The sequence below is a fragment of the Actinocrispum sp. NPDC049592 genome, assembly GCF_040675465.1.
Classification (GTDB): domain Bacteria; phylum Actinomycetota; class Actinomycetes; order Mycobacteriales; family Pseudonocardiaceae; genus Kibdelosporangium.
Genome location: NZ_JBFAPA010000001.1, coordinates 1,386,773 through 1,405,701 on the forward strand (window position 1 = coordinate 1,386,773; position 18,929 = coordinate 1,405,701).

Annotated in this window: 17 protein-coding genes; 9 read left to right on the forward strand and 8 right to left on the reverse strand. The window is 68.2% G+C overall.

Going from position 1 to position 18,929, the window contains the following annotated elements; all coding sequences use genetic code 11:
* Positions 1-6 precede the first annotated feature (6 nt).
* Genes AB0J95_RS06645 through AB0J95_RS06660 form a run of 4 tightly spaced genes read left to right on the forward strand, consistent with a single transcriptional unit; the run spans position 7 to position 4,664 of the window.
* The gene (locus tag AB0J95_RS06645; RefSeq protein WP_364753182.1) at positions 7-1,149 is read left to right on the forward strand and encodes a glycosyltransferase; all 1,143 of its coding nucleotides are present in this window, start codon (positions 7-9) and stop codon (positions 1,147-1,149) included.
* Between the two features lie 58 nt (positions 1,150-1,207).
* Positions 1,208-2,341: a DegT/DnrJ/EryC1/StrS aminotransferase family protein gene (locus AB0J95_RS06650; RefSeq protein ID WP_364753185.1), complete on the forward strand. Its 1,134-nt coding sequence runs from the start codon at positions 1,208-1,210 to the stop codon at positions 2,339-2,341.
* Positions 2,338-2,598, forward strand: a complete 261-nt coding sequence (locus tag AB0J95_RS06655; RefSeq protein ID WP_364753187.1) for a hypothetical protein — start codon at positions 2,338-2,340, stop codon at positions 2,596-2,598. Before AB0J95_RS06650 ends, AB0J95_RS06655 begins: the two co-directional genes overlap by 4 nt.
* Positions 2,595-4,664: a methyltransferase domain-containing protein gene (locus AB0J95_RS06660; RefSeq protein WP_364753189.1), complete on the forward strand. Its 2,070-nt coding sequence runs from the start codon at positions 2,595-2,597 to the stop codon at positions 4,662-4,664. The genes AB0J95_RS06655 and AB0J95_RS06660 overlap by 4 nt, the downstream gene beginning before the upstream one ends.
* Here the strand turns inward: AB0J95_RS06660 and AB0J95_RS06665 are convergent.
* From AB0J95_RS06665 to AB0J95_RS06685, 5 genes are read right to left on the reverse strand one after another with little or no spacing between them, the layout of a single operon-like run.
* On the reverse strand, positions 4,645-5,241 hold the full coding sequence (locus tag AB0J95_RS06665; RefSeq protein WP_364753192.1) for a class I SAM-dependent methyltransferase: 597 nt from the start codon (positions 5,239-5,241) through the stop codon (positions 4,645-4,647). The two genes, AB0J95_RS06660 and AB0J95_RS06665, sit on opposite strands and share 20 nt — an antisense overlap.
* 56 nt (positions 5,242-5,297) lie before the next feature.
* Positions 5,298-6,716, reverse strand: coding sequence for a lipopolysaccharide biosynthesis protein (locus tag AB0J95_RS06670; protein ID WP_364753195.1), 1,419 nt, complete (start codon positions 6,714-6,716; stop codon positions 5,298-5,300).
* Positions 6,713-7,927: a glycosyltransferase family 39 protein gene (locus AB0J95_RS06675; RefSeq protein WP_364753198.1), complete on the reverse strand. Its 1,215-nt coding sequence runs from the start codon at positions 7,925-7,927 to the stop codon at positions 6,713-6,715. The genes AB0J95_RS06670 and AB0J95_RS06675 overlap by 4 nt, the downstream gene beginning before the upstream one ends.
* A complete protein-coding gene (locus AB0J95_RS06680; protein ID WP_364753201.1) occupies positions 7,924-9,249 on the reverse strand; it encodes an O-antigen ligase family protein in 1,326 nt (441 codons plus the stop codon). Before AB0J95_RS06680 ends, AB0J95_RS06675 begins: the two co-directional genes overlap by 4 nt.
* 3 nt (positions 9,250-9,252) lie before the next feature.
* The gene (locus AB0J95_RS06685) at positions 9,253-10,017 is read right to left on the reverse strand and encodes a hypothetical protein (protein ID WP_364753204.1); all 765 of its coding nucleotides are present in this window, start codon (positions 10,015-10,017) and stop codon (positions 9,253-9,255) included.
* A gap of 229 nt (positions 10,018-10,246) precedes the next feature.
* Between AB0J95_RS06685 and AB0J95_RS06690 the strand changes: the two genes are divergently transcribed.
* The 5 genes from AB0J95_RS06690 (at position 10,247) to AB0J95_RS06710 (ending at position 16,201) form a co-directional block, all read left to right on the forward strand.
* Positions 10,247-11,467 carry an MFS transporter gene (locus AB0J95_RS06690; RefSeq protein WP_364753207.1) on the forward strand — a complete coding sequence of 407 codons (1,221 nt, stop codon included), beginning with the start codon at positions 10,247-10,249 and terminating at the stop codon, positions 11,465-11,467.
* Positions 11,464-12,441, forward strand: a complete 978-nt coding sequence (locus AB0J95_RS06695) for a hypothetical protein (RefSeq protein ID WP_364753210.1) — start codon at positions 11,464-11,466, stop codon at positions 12,439-12,441. Before AB0J95_RS06690 ends, AB0J95_RS06695 begins: the two co-directional genes overlap by 4 nt.
* Before the next feature lie 8 nt (positions 12,442-12,449).
* Positions 12,450-13,286, forward strand: a complete 837-nt coding sequence (locus AB0J95_RS06700; RefSeq protein WP_364753212.1) for a glycosyltransferase family 2 protein — start codon at positions 12,450-12,452, stop codon at positions 13,284-13,286.
* Between the two features lie 279 nt (positions 13,287-13,565).
* Positions 13,566-14,873, forward strand: a complete 1,308-nt coding sequence (locus tag AB0J95_RS06705) for a glycosyltransferase family 4 protein (RefSeq protein WP_364753215.1) — start codon at positions 13,566-13,568, stop codon at positions 14,871-14,873.
* Positions 14,874-14,884: 11 nt separating this feature from the next.
* On the forward strand, positions 14,885-16,201 hold the full coding sequence (locus tag AB0J95_RS06710; RefSeq protein ID WP_364753218.1) for a UDP-glucose/GDP-mannose dehydrogenase family protein: 1,317 nt from the start codon (positions 14,885-14,887) through the stop codon (positions 16,199-16,201).
* A 60-nt stretch (positions 16,202-16,261) separates the two neighbouring features.
* On the opposite strand, the gene AB0J95_RS06715 is transcribed toward AB0J95_RS06710, so the two are convergent.
* From AB0J95_RS06715 to AB0J95_RS06725, 3 genes are read right to left on the reverse strand one after another with little or no spacing between them, the layout of a single operon-like run.
* On the reverse strand, positions 16,262-17,269 hold the full coding sequence (locus tag AB0J95_RS06715) for a GNAT family N-acetyltransferase (protein ID WP_364753220.1): 1,008 nt from the start codon (positions 17,267-17,269) through the stop codon (positions 16,262-16,264).
* A complete protein-coding gene (locus AB0J95_RS06720; RefSeq protein WP_364753223.1) occupies positions 17,266-18,171 on the reverse strand; it encodes a glycosyltransferase family 2 protein in 906 nt (301 codons plus the stop codon). The genes AB0J95_RS06715 and AB0J95_RS06720 overlap by 4 nt, the downstream gene beginning before the upstream one ends.
* Before the next feature lie 7 nt (positions 18,172-18,178).
* Complete coding sequence (locus AB0J95_RS06725; RefSeq protein WP_364753226.1) at positions 18,179-18,856, reverse strand: polysaccharide deacetylase family protein; 678 nt, start codon at positions 18,854-18,856, stop codon at positions 18,179-18,181.
* Positions 18,857-18,929 lie beyond the last annotated feature (73 nt).

An 18,929-nucleotide genomic window follows, 5' to 3' on the forward strand; every position in this document is an offset into this window, starting at 1 on the left:
CATGAGATGAGACCGCTTGTTGTAGTGGCCTCGGGTGTCACGTGGGACGGGGTCAAGGGTTCGGAGCGTCAGCTCGCGGAGGCCTTGGCCCACCACGCGGACATCCTGTGGGTGGACCCTCCGGTGTCCCCGATAACACCGGAGCGGTTCCGTGGCGGCACGGGACGGATGTGGCGGCCTCTGGTACGGCGTGCCAAACCCGGAATCGTGCGGCTCACCCCCGTGGGGCCGCCGGGCTGGACCCGCCCGGGCGTGCGGTCGCTGACGTGGCCGCTCGTCCGGGCCCAGATCCGGTGGGCCCTGCGGCGGGCGAAGCGAACCCCGGACGTGTTCGTTGCCTGCCACCAACATGACCTGCTCGGCCGGTGGAACGCGGTCGACGTGCTGTACGGCACGGACGACTGGGTGGCCGGTGCGACCTTGATGAACCAGGACGCGGCTTTCGTGCTCAAGGAGGAGCAGGCCGCGCTGCGCCGGGCGGATCTCGTCCTGGCGGTGGGCCCCGAGCTGGCCGAGCGCTGGTCCGGCCTTGGCGCGCAACCGGTCGTGTTCCCCAACGGCTGCGATCCCGACGCCTACCAGGAGGTCTGGCTGACCGAGCCGGGCGGCGTGCCGGACGGGTTCCCCGACCGGGTGGCCGGGCTGATCGGCCAGCTCAGCGACCGGATCGACATCGGCGTGCTGGAAGCGGTGGCGGACACCGGGATCGGCCTGCTGCTGGTCGGACCGCGCGAGCCCGGCTGGGAACCCGGCCGCGCGGATGCCCTGCTGCGCCGGGAGAACGTCTACCACGTCGGCGCCGTCCCCTTTGAACAACTGCCGCGATGGTTCGCCCGTTTGAACGTAGGCCTTACTCCGTATGCCGACACCGCGTTCAACAGGGCCTCCTTCCCGTTGAAGACCTTGGAGTACCTCGCGGCGGGGTTGCCGGTCGTGAGTACCGATCTGCCGGCCAGCAGGAGGCTCGCCGAGGAAACCCCGCACGTGCACATCGCGAGCCACGATTTCGCTGACGCCGTTGTGAAAGCGGCGGGCAGCGAGTGGACACCCGATGTGGTCGCCGAGAGGCGTTCCGTGGCCACAAGGCATTCGTGGGCCGCGCGCGCCGATACATTCACCCGGCTGGCGGGTTTTCATACCGGGGCGTAAAAAACCGCGGGTGAGTAGCGATGTCCTGGAGGGAGGGCAGAACTGGAGGGGTGACAACGTGATTCCCGTGATGCGGCCGGTCCTCGGCGAGGAGGAGGCGCTGGCCGTCGCCGAGGTGGTGCGGTCGGGCTGGGTCGCGCAGGGACCCAGGGTGACCGTGTTCGAGGCGGCGTTCGCGGCGAGGGCCGGTGCGAAGCATGGTGTCGCACTGTCCTCGTGCACGACGGCGTTGCACCTGTGCCTGCACGTCCTGGACATCGGCCCGGGCGACGAGGTGGTGGTGCCCTCGTACTCCTTCATCGCCACGGCGAACGCGGTCCGGTACACCGGCGCGACCCCGGTGTTCGCCGACGTCGACCCGCTCACGGGCAACATCACCCCCGACACGGTTCTGCCTGTCCTGACTGAGAAGACCAAGGCGGTCATCGCTGTCCACCAGGCCGGTGTGCCCGCGGACATCGTTTCGCTGGGGATGGTCCTCGGTTACATCCCGATCGTCGAGGACGCCGCCTGCGCCATCGGTTCCACGTACCTCGGCCGCCCGGTCGGCGCGGGTGCGCATCTGGCCGCGTGGTCGTTCCACCCGCGCAAGCTGATCACCACCGGCGAAGGCGGGATGATCACCACCGACGACGAGGACCTGGCCCAGCGGCTACGCAGGTTGCGCGAGCACGGGATGAACGTCTCGGCCGCCGATCGGCACTCCGCCGGGGGCATGGTCCTCGAGTCGTACCTGGAGACCGGCTTCAACTACCGGATGACCGACGTGCAGGCCGCGCTCGGCCTGGTGCAGCTGGGCCGGCTCGACACCATCATCGAGCGCCGCCGTGAGCTGGCCGCGCGCTACCACAGCTTGCTGTCCGATGTGGACAACGTACGGGCGGTAACCGATCCCGCCTACGGGACCACGAACTACCAGTCGTTCTGGGTCCTGCTCGACGACAGCGCCGAAGTACACCGCAACGAGGTGCTCGGCACGCTGGCCGCGGCCGGGATCTCCGGCCGCCGCGGCATCATGGCCGCGCACATGGAACCGGCGTACGAGGGGCATCCGCACCTGCCGTTGCCGGTCACCGAGAAGCTGGCCACCCGGTCACTGATCCTCCCGCTCTACCACGACCTGACCGCGCGGGAACAGGAGATGGTGGTGTGGGGACTGTCCGAAGTGGTCTCTTCGGCGGTGACGGTGTGACCGCCCGGCCGCTGCTGCTCGTCGGCGCCGGTGCGCGCGAAGCACTGGCCATGGTCCGGACGCACCCGTACGAGTGGGTTCCGGTGGGCGCGTTGCTGGACGATCCGGCGATGCACGGCCGCGATCTCGATGGAGTTCCCGTTCTCGGCGGCACCGACCTGGTGTACCAGCTGCCCGATGCGGCCCTGCTCGCGTGCGACCCCAGCGTGGTCGACCGGCTGGGGCTGCCCCTGAACCGATGGGTGCGCGTTCGATGAGAGTCCTGGTCTACCCGCACGCCATGGAGATCGGCGGCTCGCAGCTCAACGCCGTCCAGCTCGCCGGGGCGGTCCGCGACCGCGGGCACGAGGTGGTCGTGTTCTCCGAGCCGGGTCCGTTGGTGGACAAGGTGACCGCGCTCGGCCTCGAGCACGTCGAGATCCCGATGAAGCGCCGCCGCCCGTCGCCCGAGGTGCTGGCCAAGCTGGTCCAGGTCGTCCAAAGCAGACGGATCGACGTGGTGCACGGCTACGAGTGGCCGCCGGTGGTCGAGGCGTTCTTCGGGCCCGGCCTGCGGCTGCGGACCCCGGTGGTGGGCACCGTGATGTCCATGTCCGTGGTGCCGTTCTTCCCCCGGACCGTGCCGCTTGTCGTTGGCACGGACGCGATCCGTGACGCTGCGCGGGCGGCCGGTCACCACCGCGTGACGTTGCTCGAACCACCGGTGGACACCGACTCGGACAACCCGGACGTGGACGGCCGCGCCTTCCGGCGTGAGCACGGCATTCCCGGGGACGAGGTGCTCGTCGCGATGATCTGCCGGCTGGTGCCGGAGCTGAAACTCGAAGGCCTGCTGGCGGCTTGCGACGCCGTGGGCGAACTTGCCGCCGCGGGGCACAAGGTTCAGCTGGTGCTCGTGGGCGATGGCCGGTCGCGTGGCGAGATCGAGGAGCGGGCCGCGAAGGCCAACGCCCTGGCGGGCCGGACCGTGGTCCGGCTCACCGGTGAGGTCGCCGATCCGCGCCCGGCCTACGCGGCCGCGGACGTGATCGTCGGCCAGGGCGGGTCGGCGTTGCGGGGCATGGCGTTCGGCAAGCCGCTGGTCGTCGTGGGCGAGCAGGGCTTCAGCGAGCTGCTGACCCCGGAGAGCTCACCGTTGTTCCTGCGCCAGGGGTGGTATGGCCTCGGCGGTGAAGGCGTGCCGGAGCTCCGGTCCTCTTTGGAGCGTCTGGTCACCTCGCCCGCACAGCGCGCCACTCTGGGCGCTTTCGCCCGCAAGCTCGTGGTGGACCGGTTCGCGCTGACCCGCGCGGCCCGGATCCAGGAAGAGGAGTACCTCAACGCCGTCCACACGCGACCCGCGCCCGTGGCCGTCGCCGCCGAGATCTTCCGCTCCGGCGGCGGAGTGGTGGCCAGCAAAGTGAAGACGAAGTACCGGCGTTGGCGCGGCACGGCCGCGACCGACGACGCCAACGCGACACCGATCGTCGTGACACCTGGAGAGGGAGACGAACACATGACCACGTCTACCTGGCGTGACCGTGCGAAGACCGTGCGCGACAAAGCAGAGGACGCGGTCACCCGCGTCACCCACATGCCGCCCAGGCGGATCCGCGGCGACATCTCCCCGCTCTGGCTGGACTACCAGAAGACCGGCCAGGACCAGGTCGACTTCCTGCGTGAGCTGTGCGGCCTGCAGCACGACCACCACGTCCTGGACATCGGTTGCGGTGTCGGACGTCTGGCGGTTCCGCTGACCACGGCGTTGAGCGCGGCCGGCCGGTACGACGGGTTCGACGTGATGCCGTACATGATCGACTGGTGCAACCGCAACATCGCGGCCGCCCACCCCAACTTCCGGTTCACCCACGCCGACGTCCAGACCTCCATCGGCCACGACTCGGGAATCGACGCGGCCGACTACGTCTTCCCGTACGAGGACAACACGTTCGACCTCGCCTACGCGGGATCCCTGTTCACCCACCTGACTCCGGACGCGGCCACGAACTACATGAGCCAGGTCGCCCGAGTGCTCAAGCCGGGCGGGGTGTTCGTGTCCACCTGGAACATGTTCAACTCCGAGACGGAGAAGACCATCGCCGGGCGGAGCCTGCGGCAGGCGTGGCCGCACGACCACGGCGAGTACCGGCTGAAGGAGGAGGACCACCCGGAGTCCAATGTGGCCTTCGACGAGGTGTGGCTGCGGCCGCAGTACGCCAAGGCCGGCCTGACGATCCTGGAGCCGGTCCGCCCCGACGCGACCTACTCGCCGTTGCGCGTGCCGCGCACCGTGCAGGCCTCACACCTCTGGTACACCAGCACGATCATCGCCGTCGTGCCCTGACCACCACGTCGTGGACGGTGGTCCCATCGGGGGTGAGCCGCGGCCGCCGCTCGGCCACCACCGTGTCCCACTCGTCGCGCGGTAGTGCCGCCACGACGTCCTCGGCGGAGAAGAACAACCCCGGCATGGGCGGCCGTCGCACGCCGCTGTCCAAATCGGACACATCGTGCGCGACGATCAGCAACGTGCCACCGGGGCTCACCGCGGCGGCCAGCCGGTGGTGGAACGGGATCCGCAGCTCGACCGGCAGTTGCATGTAGTGCGAGGTCACCAGGTCGAAGGTGCCGGGCGGATCCTCGGTGCGCAGATCCGCCTGGACCCACTCTATTTTGAGATCACCGGAGTGCTCCGCGGCTCGCCGCAGCGCGACGGCGGACACGTCCAGACCAGTGACCTGCCAGCCCTGTTCGGCGAGCCAGATCGCGTCGCCGCCCTCGCCGCAGCCCACATCGACAGCCGACCCGGGGCCGAGGTCCGCGACCTCGGCCACCAGGGTCGGGTTGGGCTTGCCGCTCCACTGCCTGCCGTCGCTGTACCTGTCGTCCCAGTACCCGGCGCTGAAGAAGTCCTCGCTCATGCCACAAGCGTGCTGGCGGCGCGCCGATCCGCCAACTTTCGTTGCCGAAACAGCAACTAGCCGGACTTCAGGGCGCCGAGGGACTTGCGCAACGGCCAGACGACCGGGAGGTAGACCAGCGCCGCGAGGGTTCCGCCGAGCAGCAGCTGGAGGAACGACGGCTCGGTGAACCACCGGACCACCAGGATCACCGCGACCATCAACGCGCAGCCCAGCACCGGCCGGGCGAGCGGCGCGGCCAGCGCCCGGATCGAGATGCCGTTGCGCATCACCGCGATCGTGTACGCCGGCAGCATCAGGAAGACCGCGACCGCCGCGTGCGCGAAGGCGACTCCCTCGATCCCATAGAGCCAGGCCCCGATCGGCAGGCAGATCACCAACGCCGCCAGCCAGATCACCTGCAGCCACAAGGTCGTCCGCGACTTCCCCAAGGCCACGAGGAAGTCGTAGGCGAGCTCCGAGGCCACGCGCACCACGCCGAGCAATGCCAGGAACTGCAGGGCGACCGCGGACCCGACCCACGCCGATCCGTACAAAGTGGACACAATCGGCCAGGCGAACAGACCCAGCACCGTGCACACCGGCAGCGTGGGAATCGCCAGCACCAGAGCCATCTTGCCGAGCACTTCCTGCCGCCGGCCCGGATCGTCCTGCACCTTCGCGAACGCGGCCAGCGAGACCCGCCGGACCACCAGTGAGAACACGTTGACCGGCCAGGAGGCCAGGTTGAACGCCTGCACGTACAGGCCCAGCGCCACCGCACCGAGCAGCCGTCCGGCGATCACCTTGTCCACGTTCAGCATCGCGATCAGCAGCAGGCTCGCGCCGGCGAGCGGGATGCCGAACGCGAGCAGCTCCCGGGCCTGCGACCGGTCGAACCCGAACCGAGGCCACTTGCGGCTCAGCCCGAACAGCATCAGCGAGGACGCGGCGTTGCCGGCGAGCTGCCCCCAGGCCAGGCTCCACGCGCCATGCCCCGTCGTCGCCAATGACACGGTCAAACCCGTTGTCACCATCAGGTTCGTCAGGTCCACGAGCAGCCGGAGGCCTTGCCGGAAGTCACGGTTGACCAGCTGGGCCACCGGTGAGGTCAGCCCGTCCACCAACGCGGACAGGCATAACACCCGCACGATGCCGGTCGCCCCAGGGGTTTCCATCGCGGCGGTGAACACGGGCGCACCGAACCAGCACACCGCGTACACGATCAGGCTGGTGCCCATCGAGATCGTGGTCACCGTCGGCCGGATCCGCTCGGGGTCACCGGGCCAGCGCACCATGGCCAGGCTGACGCCGAGCTCGTTCAGCGACAGCAGAGCCATCAACGCCACGAAAGCGACCGCGTACAGACCGAAGTCGTGCGGGGTGAGCAGCCGGGCCAGGACGATCCCGGTGAGGAACGTGCCGAGCCTGCCGACGATGGTGTTGAGCAGGCTGAGGCTGAGCGCCCGGCGGATCGGGGCCTTCGTGGTCGTCACGCGGCCCGCCGCCGATCCCACCACACGACCACAGTGGACACCGCGAGCACGATCGTCAGCGCGTCGAGCGGGACCCGGAAGCGGATGCGGGTGAAGAACACTGCCAGTAGAAGAACGTTGAGAACAATGGTCCAGACGGCGAGCTTGTCGAGCCTGTGCAGCGGGAATCTCCGCCAGAGCAACACCCTGAGTAGAGCGAGCGCCAGAATCGGGTAGTAGGACAAGGCCGCCAGCAGGTCGGACGCGCCTTGCCCCTCAGTCTTCAACGTGTCGCTGTAGGCGAAGTTGTGCACGACCTTGGCCACGTACAGACCCGCCGCCTCGGCCGGGTTGTCCTTGATCCAGTTCAGTGCCTCGGTCTGGTAGAACTTGTCGATCTGGACCTCGTCCAGCTTCAGGTCCTTGGCGCGCTGGTCATACGACGACACGTCCACGCTCGTGCCGCTGCTGCCGGTTGCCTGGGGATTGTTGCCCAGCAACAGGTTCACCCCGTTGTTGGTGGAGACCGGGATGAACGCGTGCATCACAACGGCGTTTCGCACACACCACACCATTGGAATGATCGCGGCGGCCACGATCAGCACGGCCAGGGCCTTCTTGTGCCGCCAGCCGATGAACAGCAGCACCAGCAGCAAAGTCGGCGCGAACGACGGAACAGTGACAGTGAGGAACCCGGCCGACAGCCCACTCCAGATCGCCCAGGTCCAGCGATCCCTGGCCCGCAGCCCGAACTCGAGCATCATCAGCAGCATGAGCAGGGCGGGGATCTGCGGGTACAACGCAGTGGCCGTGTAAACGAACAGTGGGTACACGGCCATCACGACGGCGACAAGCGCCCCGGCGACCGGCGAGATCCGGCGCGCCAGCAGGTAGCCGAACCAGACCGCACCCGCGAGGCACAGCACGGAGACCATCCGCATCGCGAAAACGCTGCCGCCGGTCAGCAGGTGCACCGGCAGCAGCATGAACGGATAGCCCGGCGGCCGGTACGCGGTGGCGTCGGCGCCGAACGCGAACCCGTGTCCGTCCACAAGCGACTGGGTGAGCTCGAGGTAGACGTGTTCGTCCGAGTAACGCAGGGTTCCGCCGAGCAGCACGGCGTAACCACCGGCGAGTAACAGGCTCAGGCCGACCGCGGCGAGCCCGATCTGCTTGCCGCGGGCGTCCAGCCAGTCGAGCACCGTGGTCCGGCGCAGCGCGAATTCGGTCATCGGACTGCTTTCCACATCGGGGGAAGGACAGGGTTCTCCGCTTCGGCCCTGGCGTGTCTGAGCAACGCCCCGCTCGCCCCCACCAGGACGAACGTCAGGCTGCTCGCGGTGGAGAACCAGAGCAGGTCGAACGTGGCGGCCCCCAGTGCCACGATCGCCTGGCACGCGATCAGCGTCAGCGCCAGGTCCCGGGTCACCGGGTCGGGACTGATCGCCCGCACCCTGGCGGCCGCGTACATCCCGGCGAGGAACAGGAAGATCAGGCAGGCGAGTCCGATGTATCCGTTCTGGACCAGTGTGCCCAGATACTGGTTGTCCAGCGGACCGTACTTTTCGGACAGATAGGTGCCGTTGCCCCGGCCCAGCAGGAAGTGTTTGGCGATCTGCTTGCCGGCCGAGGCGTAGTCGTCGGTGCGACCGGAGATGCTCGGGTCCTCGCCGAGGTTGTCGAACAGGCTGTACAGCGTGCCGATCAGGCCCGGCACGACCATCCGCAGCACCACCAGGAAGCCCGCGGCCGCGATCAGCGCCTGCACCCGGCGGCGGCCGGACCAGCCGATCAGCAGGACCAGACCACCCAGGCACAGACCGAGGATCGCCGAGCGGGACAACGAGACGACCGACCCGGCGGCGATCATTCCCAGGCACAGCCACCATTTGCCCGATTTGAGCCCGGCCTCCTTGGCCCGGTACGCGTAGTGCGCCGCCAGCGGGACACCGATGGCACAGACCACCCCGAACTCGATGGGATGCCCGGTCGTCCCGGCTGGCCGGCGGAAAGCCGCCCGTTCCAGGACGAACCCGTCATCGGTCACCGGCCGCAAACCGGGTACCGCCAGGTACTTCGTCAGGTCGAACCCGGCGGCGAACTGCAGGAAGCCAATGGTGGCCACGATCCCGATCAGCACGGTCATGAACTTCAGCAGCACGTCCAGCCGGGCGAGGTTCTTCACCCCGTCGCAGATCGCGATGCCGACGCAGATCGTGCCGAACACCACCACGATCGTGCGGTCCGCGCCTTCGAGCTCGTCCGACGGCAGGTAGTTACGTGTCGCGTACCCGTAGGTCGCCAGCTGTGAGATCGCGTACAGGAACAGCGCGGTCCTGGCGAGGTTCCGTCCTTTCGCGACACCCAGTGTCGTCACGAGCTGACAGCAGAACCAGATGACGCCGAGGCCCAGCCCGGTGAGGGTGGCCGGAGTGATCGACATCGGGATGCCGCTGATCACCAGCCGGGCCGGGATGATCAGCAGCATCAGCAGGAAGACGCACGCCAAAGTGGCGCCGTCGGCCCGCTGAACCTCAGCCTGCTGCCCGCTCACGGGTCACGACGATTTGGGGGTGATGGGGTGCATGCGGATGGTCTCGTTCGCCGCGCCCGGAACCTCGCTGCCGTTCGTCGGGGTCTCCTCGAGGGACCCCTGGTGCTGCCAGTTCTCCAACGCCTTCTCCCGCGTGCGCTTCTTCTTGCGCGACTGCGTGAAGCTCTCCATCGCGTACGCGGATGCCAGGCTGGCCACGAAACCCAGCACCAGGGCCACCGCGGCGAACCGGACCTTGCCGCCGGTCTTCGGCTCGCCCTTGGTGGGTTCGACGATGGACACCGGCGTGATGAACGTCGACGCGGGGGCCTTCAACGCCTCCTGGCTCTGCTTGAGCTCGCTCTTGGCCCGGTCCAGCACCTTGGTGACGACGTCCTTGGCCTCTTCGGGCGACCGGCCGAGCGCGACCACGACGACGAACGGACCGGTCAGCTGCCCGTTGCCGATCTGGTAGGTCATCTTGGGGTTCGGGCCGAGCAGCTGCTCCATCACCGCGGGGTCCTGCAGCTTCTGGATCAGGATGGTGGCCGACGTGTTCAGGCTGCCGTCGAACGCCAGCAACGGGTTCACCTGGTCCACCGGACCCTTTGCGCCGGCGGCCACCCGCGCGCCCTCGGTGGGCGACGTCAGCACGATGGTGCCTGTCGACTCATAGTCGGTGTGCACGGTGAGATACACCCCGGCCGCCAGACCGAGGGACACCGCGAAGACCGGAACCGCCACGCGCCAACGGCGCAGCAGGACCCGGATCGTCTTCCAGAAGTCCATCTCGTCCCCGATCGGCGATCGCCCAGCACTCTCTCCCCAAGGATCTGGTTGACCTGCCGAACTGTTACGTCACGTCATCACCCACGCCGAGGATGTCCAGCTAAAGGACCAATCCGGTCACCGTGCGTTCACTCATGTAACGGATCGGCACCCGGGTGATACCGGCTAACAGCCACGCGGGGTCCCGCGATGACCACTGCGCAGGCGAGCTTCGAGAGGTGGGCGCCGCATGTACATCGCGTCGACGCGCACCCCAGGGACATCCGTCCGGGTGACCCGTCGCATCCCGGGCACGGTTTTCGCGCTTGGCACAGTGAGCCTGCTCACTGACGTCTCGGCGGAGATGGTGACCGCGTTCCTGCCCGTGTACCTGTTGTTCACGTTACAGCTCGGCTACGTACAGTTCGGGTTGCTGGACGGCTTGTACACCGGCGCGACCGCGGTGCTCCGGCTGGTCGGCGGGTTCGTGTCGGACCGGACCAGCCGGCCGAAGCTGGTGGCGTTCTTCGGGTACGGCATCTCCGCGGCCACCAAGGTGATCTTCCCGCTCGCCGGGGCTTCGAGCGTGGCGATCGGCGGGGTGCTCGCGGTGGACCGGGCCGGTAAGGGCATCAGAACGGCCCCCAGGGACGCGCTGATCTCCCTTGTGACGCCCCCGGACCAGCTCGGCGCGGCTTTCGGTGTGCACCGCGCCATGGACACGGTGGGCGCACTCTGCGGGCCGTTGCTGACCTTCCTGATCCTGTCGCAACTCGGGTCCGCCCCGGGACCGGTGTTCGTGGTGAGCTTCGTGTTCGCCGCGATCGGTCTGGTGGTGCTCGGGGCGTTCGTCCGCGAGCACAAGACGCCGGCCAAGCGGGAACGCAAGGTCTCGGTCCGGTCCGGTGCCCAGTTGCTGCGGGACAAGGCGTTCCGCCGGGCGACCATCGCGGCCGCGGTGCTCGGGCTGGTGACCATCAGCGACGCGTTCGTGTTCGTGGTGCTGCAGAAGGTGTCCGGGATCTCGGTGGGGATGCTGCCGTTGCTGCCCTTGGGGACCGCGGCGGTGTTCCTGCTCGGGGCCGCGCCGATCGGGCGGATCGCCGACCGGCTCGGCCGGTGGAAGGTGTTCTTCGCCGGGCACGTTCTGTTGCTGGGCACGTACTTGACGTTGCTGGTGCCCAGCGGTGGCTACTGGGCGGTGGCGATCGCGTTGCTCGCGCACGGTTTGTTCTATGCGTGCACCGATGGTGTGCTGATGGCATATGCCGGTGGGCTGGTTCCGGCGGAGCTGCGGGCCACCGGGATGGCGACTGTCCAAACCGGTCAAGCGCTGGCCCGGATGGTGTCCTCGGTGGTGTTCGGGATCATGCTGGCCGGGCTGGCCATGCAGGTCGCGGTCGGCGCGCTGGCCGCGGTGATGGTGGCGGCGCTGGCGATTGTGGTGTTCCTGGTGCGGAGGCCGGCTTGAGGACGTGGGTGTCGGGACATCGCGTCCTGGTGGGTGTGATCGCGATCGTGGTGCTGCTGCTGGGCGGTGGCGCCTATGTGGCGTGGACCGCGGCGAGCCAGCCCGCGGTCACGACGAACGCGCCGGCACCGGTGTCCGGCGACCTGATGTACATCGATATCGCCAACGGTCTGGACCAGGTGACGACAGTCAAGACCGCCCAGCCCAGCGGCCAGAAAACGGTCACGCCGCTGAAGTGCCAGCGGTACTACCAGTCCGGCCCGACCTCGGTGTGCCTGCGGCTGGCCGGGCCGGGGCCGAGCTACGAGGCCGCGATCAGCAAGGACGGCAAGGAGATCAGGACAGTCCCGCTGCCCGGGATACCGTCCCGCGCACGAGTCTCCGCGTCCGGCAACGTCGTCTCGTGGACCTCGTTCGTCACCGGCGACTCGTACTCGGTGCCGGGCGGATTCTCGACTCGCGCCGGGGTGTTCGACGTCCGCAGCGGTGAAGTCACTGAGTCCATCGAGCACTACACCGCGACGGTCAACGGCAGAGTGACCACAGCGGCGGACATCAACTACTGGGGTATCACCGTCGCCTCGGACGACAACACGTTCTACGCGACCCTCGCTACCGAAGGCAGCACCTACCTGGTCCGCGGCGACCTGATCGCCAAGACCCTGCAGTCGGTCCGGCAGAACGCGGAATGCCCGTCGCTGTCACCGGACGGCACCAAGGTGGCTTACAAGAAGCGGCCGAACCAGACCCGGCCGTGGGAGCTGGTGGTGCTCGACCTGGCCGCGAAGAAGGAGCAGATCCTGCCCGGGACCAGCGGAATCGACGACCAGGCGGCGTGGTTGAACGACAACACGCTGGCGTACGGGGCGGCGATCAACAACCAGAAGAACGCCATCTACTTCGTGCCGGCGGACGGCTCCGCGCCCGCACGTGAGGTCATCCCGGACGCGGCCTCGCCGGTGCCGGTGCGATAGTGGACCACGTGGGTGAACCCATTGCCAGCGTGGTGATCGCCGCGCACAACGAGGAGTCGGTGATCGCCCGGTGCCTGCGCACCCTGACCAGCACGGCGAAGCCGGGTGAGCTGGACGTCGTCGTGGTGGCCAACGCGTGCGAGGACCGCACGGCGCAGATCGCGCGCGCCGAACGCGCCCGCGTGGTGGAGACCCCGATCGGCGGCAAGGCGCACGCGCTCGTGCTCGGCGATGCCGAATGCCGCGCGTTTCCCCGGCTGTACCTGGACGCCGACGTCGACCTGGACACCGAGTCGTTGCGGCGCATGGTGACCGCGCTGGACCGAGGCGCACTCGCGTGCTCGCCCGTGCCCACATATGACCTGAGTGGCTGTTCGGTTGTGACCAAACGATTCCATCAGGTGTTCGAGAAGATGGCCGCGGCACAGCGGGGTTTGACCGGTACCGGTGCGTACCTGTTGAGCAAGGAGGCGCACGAGCGGGTTTTCCCGCTGCCGCAAGTGATCTCGGATGACGGGTATGTGCATCGTTCGTTCTCGGCGAGTGAACGGCAGTCGGTCGAGGGTGCCCGGTCAGTGGTACGCCCGGCGCGGACCCTGAAAGCGTTGATCCGCAGGCGGGCCCGCGTCCGGCTGGGTAACCGGGAGCTGGATCGCTTGGGGCGCAAGGCAGAAGATCCACCCATGGGTCTGGGTTCCCTGTTGACCCTTGTGCGCCGCAGGCAGGTGGGCGTCTTTGCCGCAGTGTGCTTTCTCACAGTAATGTTCGTCGACAAGATCCTGACGCGCTGGCGGCGGGTTCGCGGCAGTGATGCCACATGGTCGTCCGACCGGGGTAGCCGTTAGCCGGAATGTACTCACACGGGTGATGCGGAACGCACAACTCTGCCCGTAGGTGCAACGCTCACATTCCCTTTTGTGCATTGGTTTCAGCCGTTCACGCTTCGGCGTTAGGCCGTTCGCGCTGGTGCGGTGCAGTGGTTATTCACGGCCGTTCGGCTGAGGCTGTGACCTGGTGACTACCCGAACGGACGCAGTGGCCAGGGTTTGCCGGAAACAGTAACCCCGGACGCGTTTTCCGCGACATGGCAATTGTCGGGCCGGATCGTAGGAAGAGGCTCCCAGGTGACTCGTGGGCATGTGCTGATCATCGTCCAGAATCTGCCGGTTCCCTTGGACCGCAGGGTCTGGCTGGAGTGCCAGGCGCTGACCGCGGCCGGATACCAGGTGTCGGTGATCTGTCCAAAAGGGCCGGGTGACTCCAGATATCAGGAGTTATCCGGTGTGCACCTTTATAAGTACGCACCGCCACCACAGGCCAGGGGCGTGCTCGGGTACCTGCTCGAGTTCGTCTACTGCTGGCTGCGCACCGCGCGGCTGACGCTGAAGGTGTGGCGGCGTGAGCGTTTCGACGTGATCCAGGCCTGCAACCCGCCGGACACCTACTGGGCCCTGGCCCGGCTGTGGCGGTCCAAGGGTGTCCGCTTCGTGTTCGACCACCACGATCTCAATCCCGAGGTGTTCCGGTCGAGGTTCGGCGAACCGTCCGGCCTGGCGGGGAAAGTCCAACTGGCCGGGCTGTACTGGTTGGAGCGCAAGACGTTCCACACCGCCGACCGGGTCATCTCGACCAACCAGTCCTACCAGCGCATCGCCTGGGAGCGCGGCAGCGTGCCGCCCGAGCACACCACGGTCGTCCGATCCGGACCGGACACGTCGGTGATGAAGCCGGGCGAGCCCAAGCCGGAGCTGCGCAACGGTCGTCAGCACCTGGTGGCGTGGCTGGGAATCATGGGTCCGCAGGACGGCGTCGACGGCGTGCTCGAGGTGGCGCAGAAGATCGTGCGCGAGCACGGCCGGGAGGATGTCCAGTTCGCGCTGCTCGGCTTCGGCGACTGCCTGGAAGAGCTCAAGCAGCAGTGCCACGAGATGGGCCTGGACGACTACGTGACCTTCACCGGACGCGTGGGACCGCCGCAGATCGCGGACTACCTGTCCACCGCGTCACTCGGTCTGTCCGCGGACCCGTTGAGCCCGCTCAACGACGTGTCCACAATGAACAAGACGATGGAGTACATGGCGTACGCGCTCCCGGTTGTCGCCTACCGTCTCACTGAGACAGTGGTGTCCGCGGGCGAGTGCGCGGAGTACCTGGAACCCGGTGACGTCGACGGTTTCGCCAAGGCTGTGGTGGAGCTGCTCGACGACCCCGAGCGCCGGCAGCGGCTGGGCCGCGCCGGGCGGGCCAGGGCCGAGCAGGTGCTGGACTGGCGCCCGCAGGCCCAGGCGTATGTAAGCGTTTACGACTCGTTGTTCGGCGTGGAGCCCGAGCCGGCCGTCATGCCGGCCCGGTCCGCTGTAGTGCGTGAGCACCGCGCCACGGGCCTGCGCACGGAGCGAACACTGCGCCGGGTCACCCCGACCGCTGACTGAAAGGGCTGGGAATGTTCGCCAGACGGATCGCGGTGATCGGCACCGGGTACGTGGGCCTGACCACGGGCGCGTGCCTCGCCTCGCTGGGACACAAAGTGGTCTGCGGTGACGTGGACCCCGGCAAGGTGGAACGGCTGCGCAACGCCGAGGTCGACATCCTCGAACCGGGCCTGGCCGAGCTGGTCCGCGAGGGCCTGGCCGCGGGCCGGCTGTCCTTTGTGGTCGGCGCGGAGGCCGCGGTCACCGGGCACGAAGAGGGCGCGGAGATCGTGTACCTGTGTGTCCCGACCCCGATGGGCGTCGGCGGCGTGGCCGACTTGAGCACGGTCGAGTCGGTCATCGATGAGGTGCGCGAGCTGCTGCGGCCGGGAACGGTCGTGGTGAACAAGTCCACGGTGCCGGTGGGAACAGCCCAACGGACAGCGGAACTGCTCAAGCGCGATGACGTTTCCGTGGTGAGCAACCCGGAGTTCCTGCGCGAGGGCTCGGCGGTCGAGGACTTCCTGAACCCGGACCGGATCGTGGTGGGCTGCGACGAGCAGGACGCGGCCGAGCGAGTGTCCGCTTTGTACGCTCGGCTGGGCGCGCCGACGGTGCTGACCGACGCGGCGAGCGCGGAACTGGTGAAGTACGCGGCGAACTGCTTCCTCGCGATGAAACTGTCCTATGTGAACGCGATGGCCGAGCTGTGTGAGCGCCTGGGCGCGAACATCGCGGACGTGACCGAGGGCATGGGGTACGACCGCCGGATCGGCCAGGCCTTCCTGTCGCCGGGGCCGGGCTGGGGCGGTTCCTGCCTGCCCAAGGACACTTCGGCGATGCTGCAGGTCGCGGACTCCGCGGACTTCGAGTTCCGCCTGCTGCGGGCGACGATCGACACCAACGAGCGCCAGCGCCAGCGCATCGTGGACAAGGTCCGCCTGGCGGTGACCGGCAAGCGCGGCGGCTCCCTGTCACACCTCCGGTTGGGCATCTATGGCCTGACTTTCAAGGCCAACACGGACGACCTCCGCGACTCACCGGCCCTGGCCGTAGCGGCCATGTTGCGCCAAGCCGGCGCGGAGCTGGTCGCCTACGACCCAGCCGTCAGCGCGGACACGCTCCGCCCGGAGCTGTCGGCGGTCACCGTGGTGGACGACCCTTACCTTGTGGGCAAGGAAGTCGACGGCCTGGTGATCCTCACCGAGTGGCCGGAGTTCCGCACTCTCGACTGGGGCCGCCTGGCCGGTGCGGTCCGTGCCCCGATCGTCGTCGACACCCGCAACCTGCTGGACAAGGACGTGCTGCGCCGAGCCGGGTTCGCCTGGACCGGCCTCGGCAAGAACTGACCCATCCAAAGCCGCGACCTCTTTGCGTGAGGTCGCGGCTTTTGCATGGGTTCGTATGGCTCAGCGGAACTTGCGGACGATCGACCGCAGCTGCGGCGCGATCGGTGAGGACTTGGCCGCGGTGATGGCTTTGCGGCTCGCCTTGCGCATCGTCGTGCGGAAGGTGCCCGCGGTGACCGCGCCGATGCACACCGTCGAAGCCCCGGTCATCGCGCGTCGTTTGTAGTCGTCCTCGCCCCGGCCGAGGTCGATGCGGGTGAGACCCAGCTCCGGCGCGGCCATGACCACCTCGCGCAGCAGGATCCAGCCCGGCGACAACGGCCCGAACTTCTTGTCATAGACCGGGAACCACCAGTGCAGCACGCCACCGGAGCGGATCCCGAAGTGCGCGGCGAGCAGGTGCGGACCGGCGTACACAGTGGACAGAGCGCCCAGGTCCGACGCGAGCAGCCGGTGCAGCAACGCCCGCTGGGCGGGATCGGCGAAGTGGTCGCGGGCACCGGTCGACGCGTACTGGTCCCGTTTCAGCTCGATGACCCGGTCCAGCTCGGCTGGATCGCTCGACTCCGCAACGAAAGCAACCTCGCCCAGATCGCGCCCGGCCTTGTTGGCCAGCCGCCGCGCCTCGCTCATCTTGTCCTTGCCGCTCTTCGCCGCGCGGCTCAGGTACCCGTCGAGGCCACCGGTGACATCCATGTACGGCGAAGGCCGCCGCTCCTCGACCCACGGTTCGAGGTCCGGATACCCGTCGAGCAGATGGTCGAACGTGAACGACTTGACGCCCGCCGCGGTCAGCAATGCCTGGGGAGAGAAACGAACACCCGGCTGGAGCAACGGCCCCTGGAAGTCGGCGCCCGGCGACCCGGCGGGGATCGCCGACGCCCCAATGACATGCAAAGGCAGGACGAACCCATCGCCCCACAACACGCTCACCGGCCGCCCGGCATCAACCGCCGCGACATAGCGCGGATCGAAGTATGGACTGTCCCAAGTGGACGCTCGCAGCTCCTGCCACTCGGCCAGGGCGTCAGCCGACAGCTTGGCGAAGGGGACCAGCTGAAGGCTCATTGCGGCAACACCTTGAGCCGGCTGGACGGCCGCACCAACGCTTTGAGGGCGGCCTTCGCGGTCGCCCGTCCGGCGGCCGCGCGGATGGCCTCACCCACGACCACGGCTGGGAAGTAGCCGAGCCACGCCAGCAACCCGTTGTGCCGCCGGACAACGCGAGTCCGGTTGACGGTGAGCAGCGCCCACAGCATGGGGTTCGTGCCGGACTCGCCGCCGTCGTGCTCGACGACAGCGCTGGGTACGTACCAGGTCAGGAACCCGCGTTTTCCGGCGCGGAGGGCGAAATCCGTCTCCTCGCCGTAGAGCAGGAACGTCTCATCCCATGGCCCCAACGCCTTGCAGGCCGCCGACGAGATCATCAGCACGCCACCAGTCGCCCACGAGGCCGGCCCGGCGATGTCGTACCGCTCGGGCGACATGATGAGTTCACCCAGTGTTCCCCATCGACCGGCCCGGTTCCCGCCGATCAACGCCTCGGCCCACGCCCGGGTCGCGGTCGGCGGCCTGCGCAACGAAGGTTGCAAGCTACCGTCGGCGTTTTCCAGGCGTGGCGCGGCGATTCCCACGTTCGGGCGGGAGAACGCCTGAGCCATCGTGGCGACCGCGCCGGGGCGGACCCGGGCGTCGGGGTTCATCACCAGCACCGCGTCGAACGAGCCCAGCGACGCGATGCCCGCGTTCAGTCCCGCCGCATAGCCCGCGTTGCGGCCCAGTTGCACGATGCGCAGCGGCAAACCGGTGGCGTTCTTGGCGATCTCGCACGTGTCGTCACGAGAGTTGTTGTCCACCACCACAACCTCGGTGAGGTCAACGCCGGAAGTCCCCACTTGCAAGGAGGCGAGGCAGGAGCTGAGCGTGTCCGCACTGTTGTACGTCACGATCACGACGGCGACTCGGGTCACGCCCACCTCATCGTGCCGCGCCACGGGTGCGTTTCACCAGCCCCGCGGCCAGCCGGCGCGCCTGACGGCGGAGCCCGGGCTGTCCGGCCAGCACATCCGCGGTCCACTGCGGATCGATGTCGTGCCGCAGGCTGGTCCGGGCCTGCAACCAGGTCTGCTCGTTGGCCGGGCCACCGTCACTCGTATAGACGACTGACGCACCCGCACTGCGCAACCGGGCGAGGACCATCCGGTCGTACGACCCGAACGGCACCGCCACCCGGGACACCGGCGCGCCGATCACCGACGACAGAACCCGGGGCGCCTCAATCATTTCCTCGACGGCCTGGGCGCGGTCGATGCGCCGCCAGTCCCGGTGCGACCAGCCATGCGAGCCGATCCGCATACCGGCGTCCTTGAGTTTCCGCACATCGGAACCGGTGAGCCGGCCGGGCGCGCCGAGCAGTCCGGCCAGGACGAAGAACTCCGCCTCCAGCCCGCGGGACTGCAGCCGCGGCAACGCGATCTCGATGTCGGAGGAGTTGCCGTCGTCGAAGGTGATCCGGACGTCGTCGCGGCCCACGGCGGCGTCGAGCACCTGCTCGAACTGCTCGACCGAAACCCAGGTCTGGTCTTCACCGGGGTCCAGGTCACGGGGCGGTTCTCCGATGCCGTGCACTGTCAGGTTGATGACCCTTGCTGGCATCAGCTGCCCTTCTCGCGGCGGATTCTCTACTCAGGTATCGGCGGCGATCTTCCGGCATTACCTCTTGACAGGG

Bases quoted from the DNA above. Each gene is read 5' to 3' on its own strand.
- AB0J95_RS06645 (WP_364753182.1), top strand. From the start codon at position 7: ATGAGACCGCTTGTTGTAGTGGCCTCGGGTGTCACGTGGGACGGGGTC.
- AB0J95_RS06660 (WP_364753189.1), top strand. From the start codon at position 2,595: ATGAGAGTCCTGGTCTACCCGCACGCCATGGAGATCGGCGGCTCGCAG.
- AB0J95_RS06665 (WP_364753192.1), bottom strand. From the start codon at position 5,241: ATGAGCGAGGACTTCTTCAGCGCCGGGTACTGGGACGACAGGTACAGC.
- AB0J95_RS06675 (WP_364753198.1), bottom strand. From the start codon at position 7,927: ATGACCGAATTCGCGCTGCGCCGGACCACGGTGCTCGACTGGCTGGAC.
- AB0J95_RS06685 (WP_364753204.1), bottom strand. From the start codon at position 10,017: ATGGACTTCTGGAAGACGATCCGGGTCCTGCTGCGCCGTTGGCGCGTG.
- AB0J95_RS06690 (WP_364753207.1), top strand. From the start codon at position 10,247: ATGTACATCGCGTCGACGCGCACCCCAGGGACATCCGTCCGGGTGACC.
- AB0J95_RS06710 (WP_364753218.1), top strand. From the start codon at position 14,885: ATGTTCGCCAGACGGATCGCGGTGATCGGCACCGGGTACGTGGGCCTG.
- AB0J95_RS06715 (WP_364753220.1), bottom strand. From the start codon at position 17,269: ATGAGCCTTCAGCTGGTCCCCTTCGCCAAGCTGTCGGCTGACGCCCTG.
- AB0J95_RS06725 (WP_364753226.1), bottom strand. From the start codon at position 18,856: ATGCCAGCAAGGGTCATCAACCTGACAGTGCACGGCATCGGAGAACCG.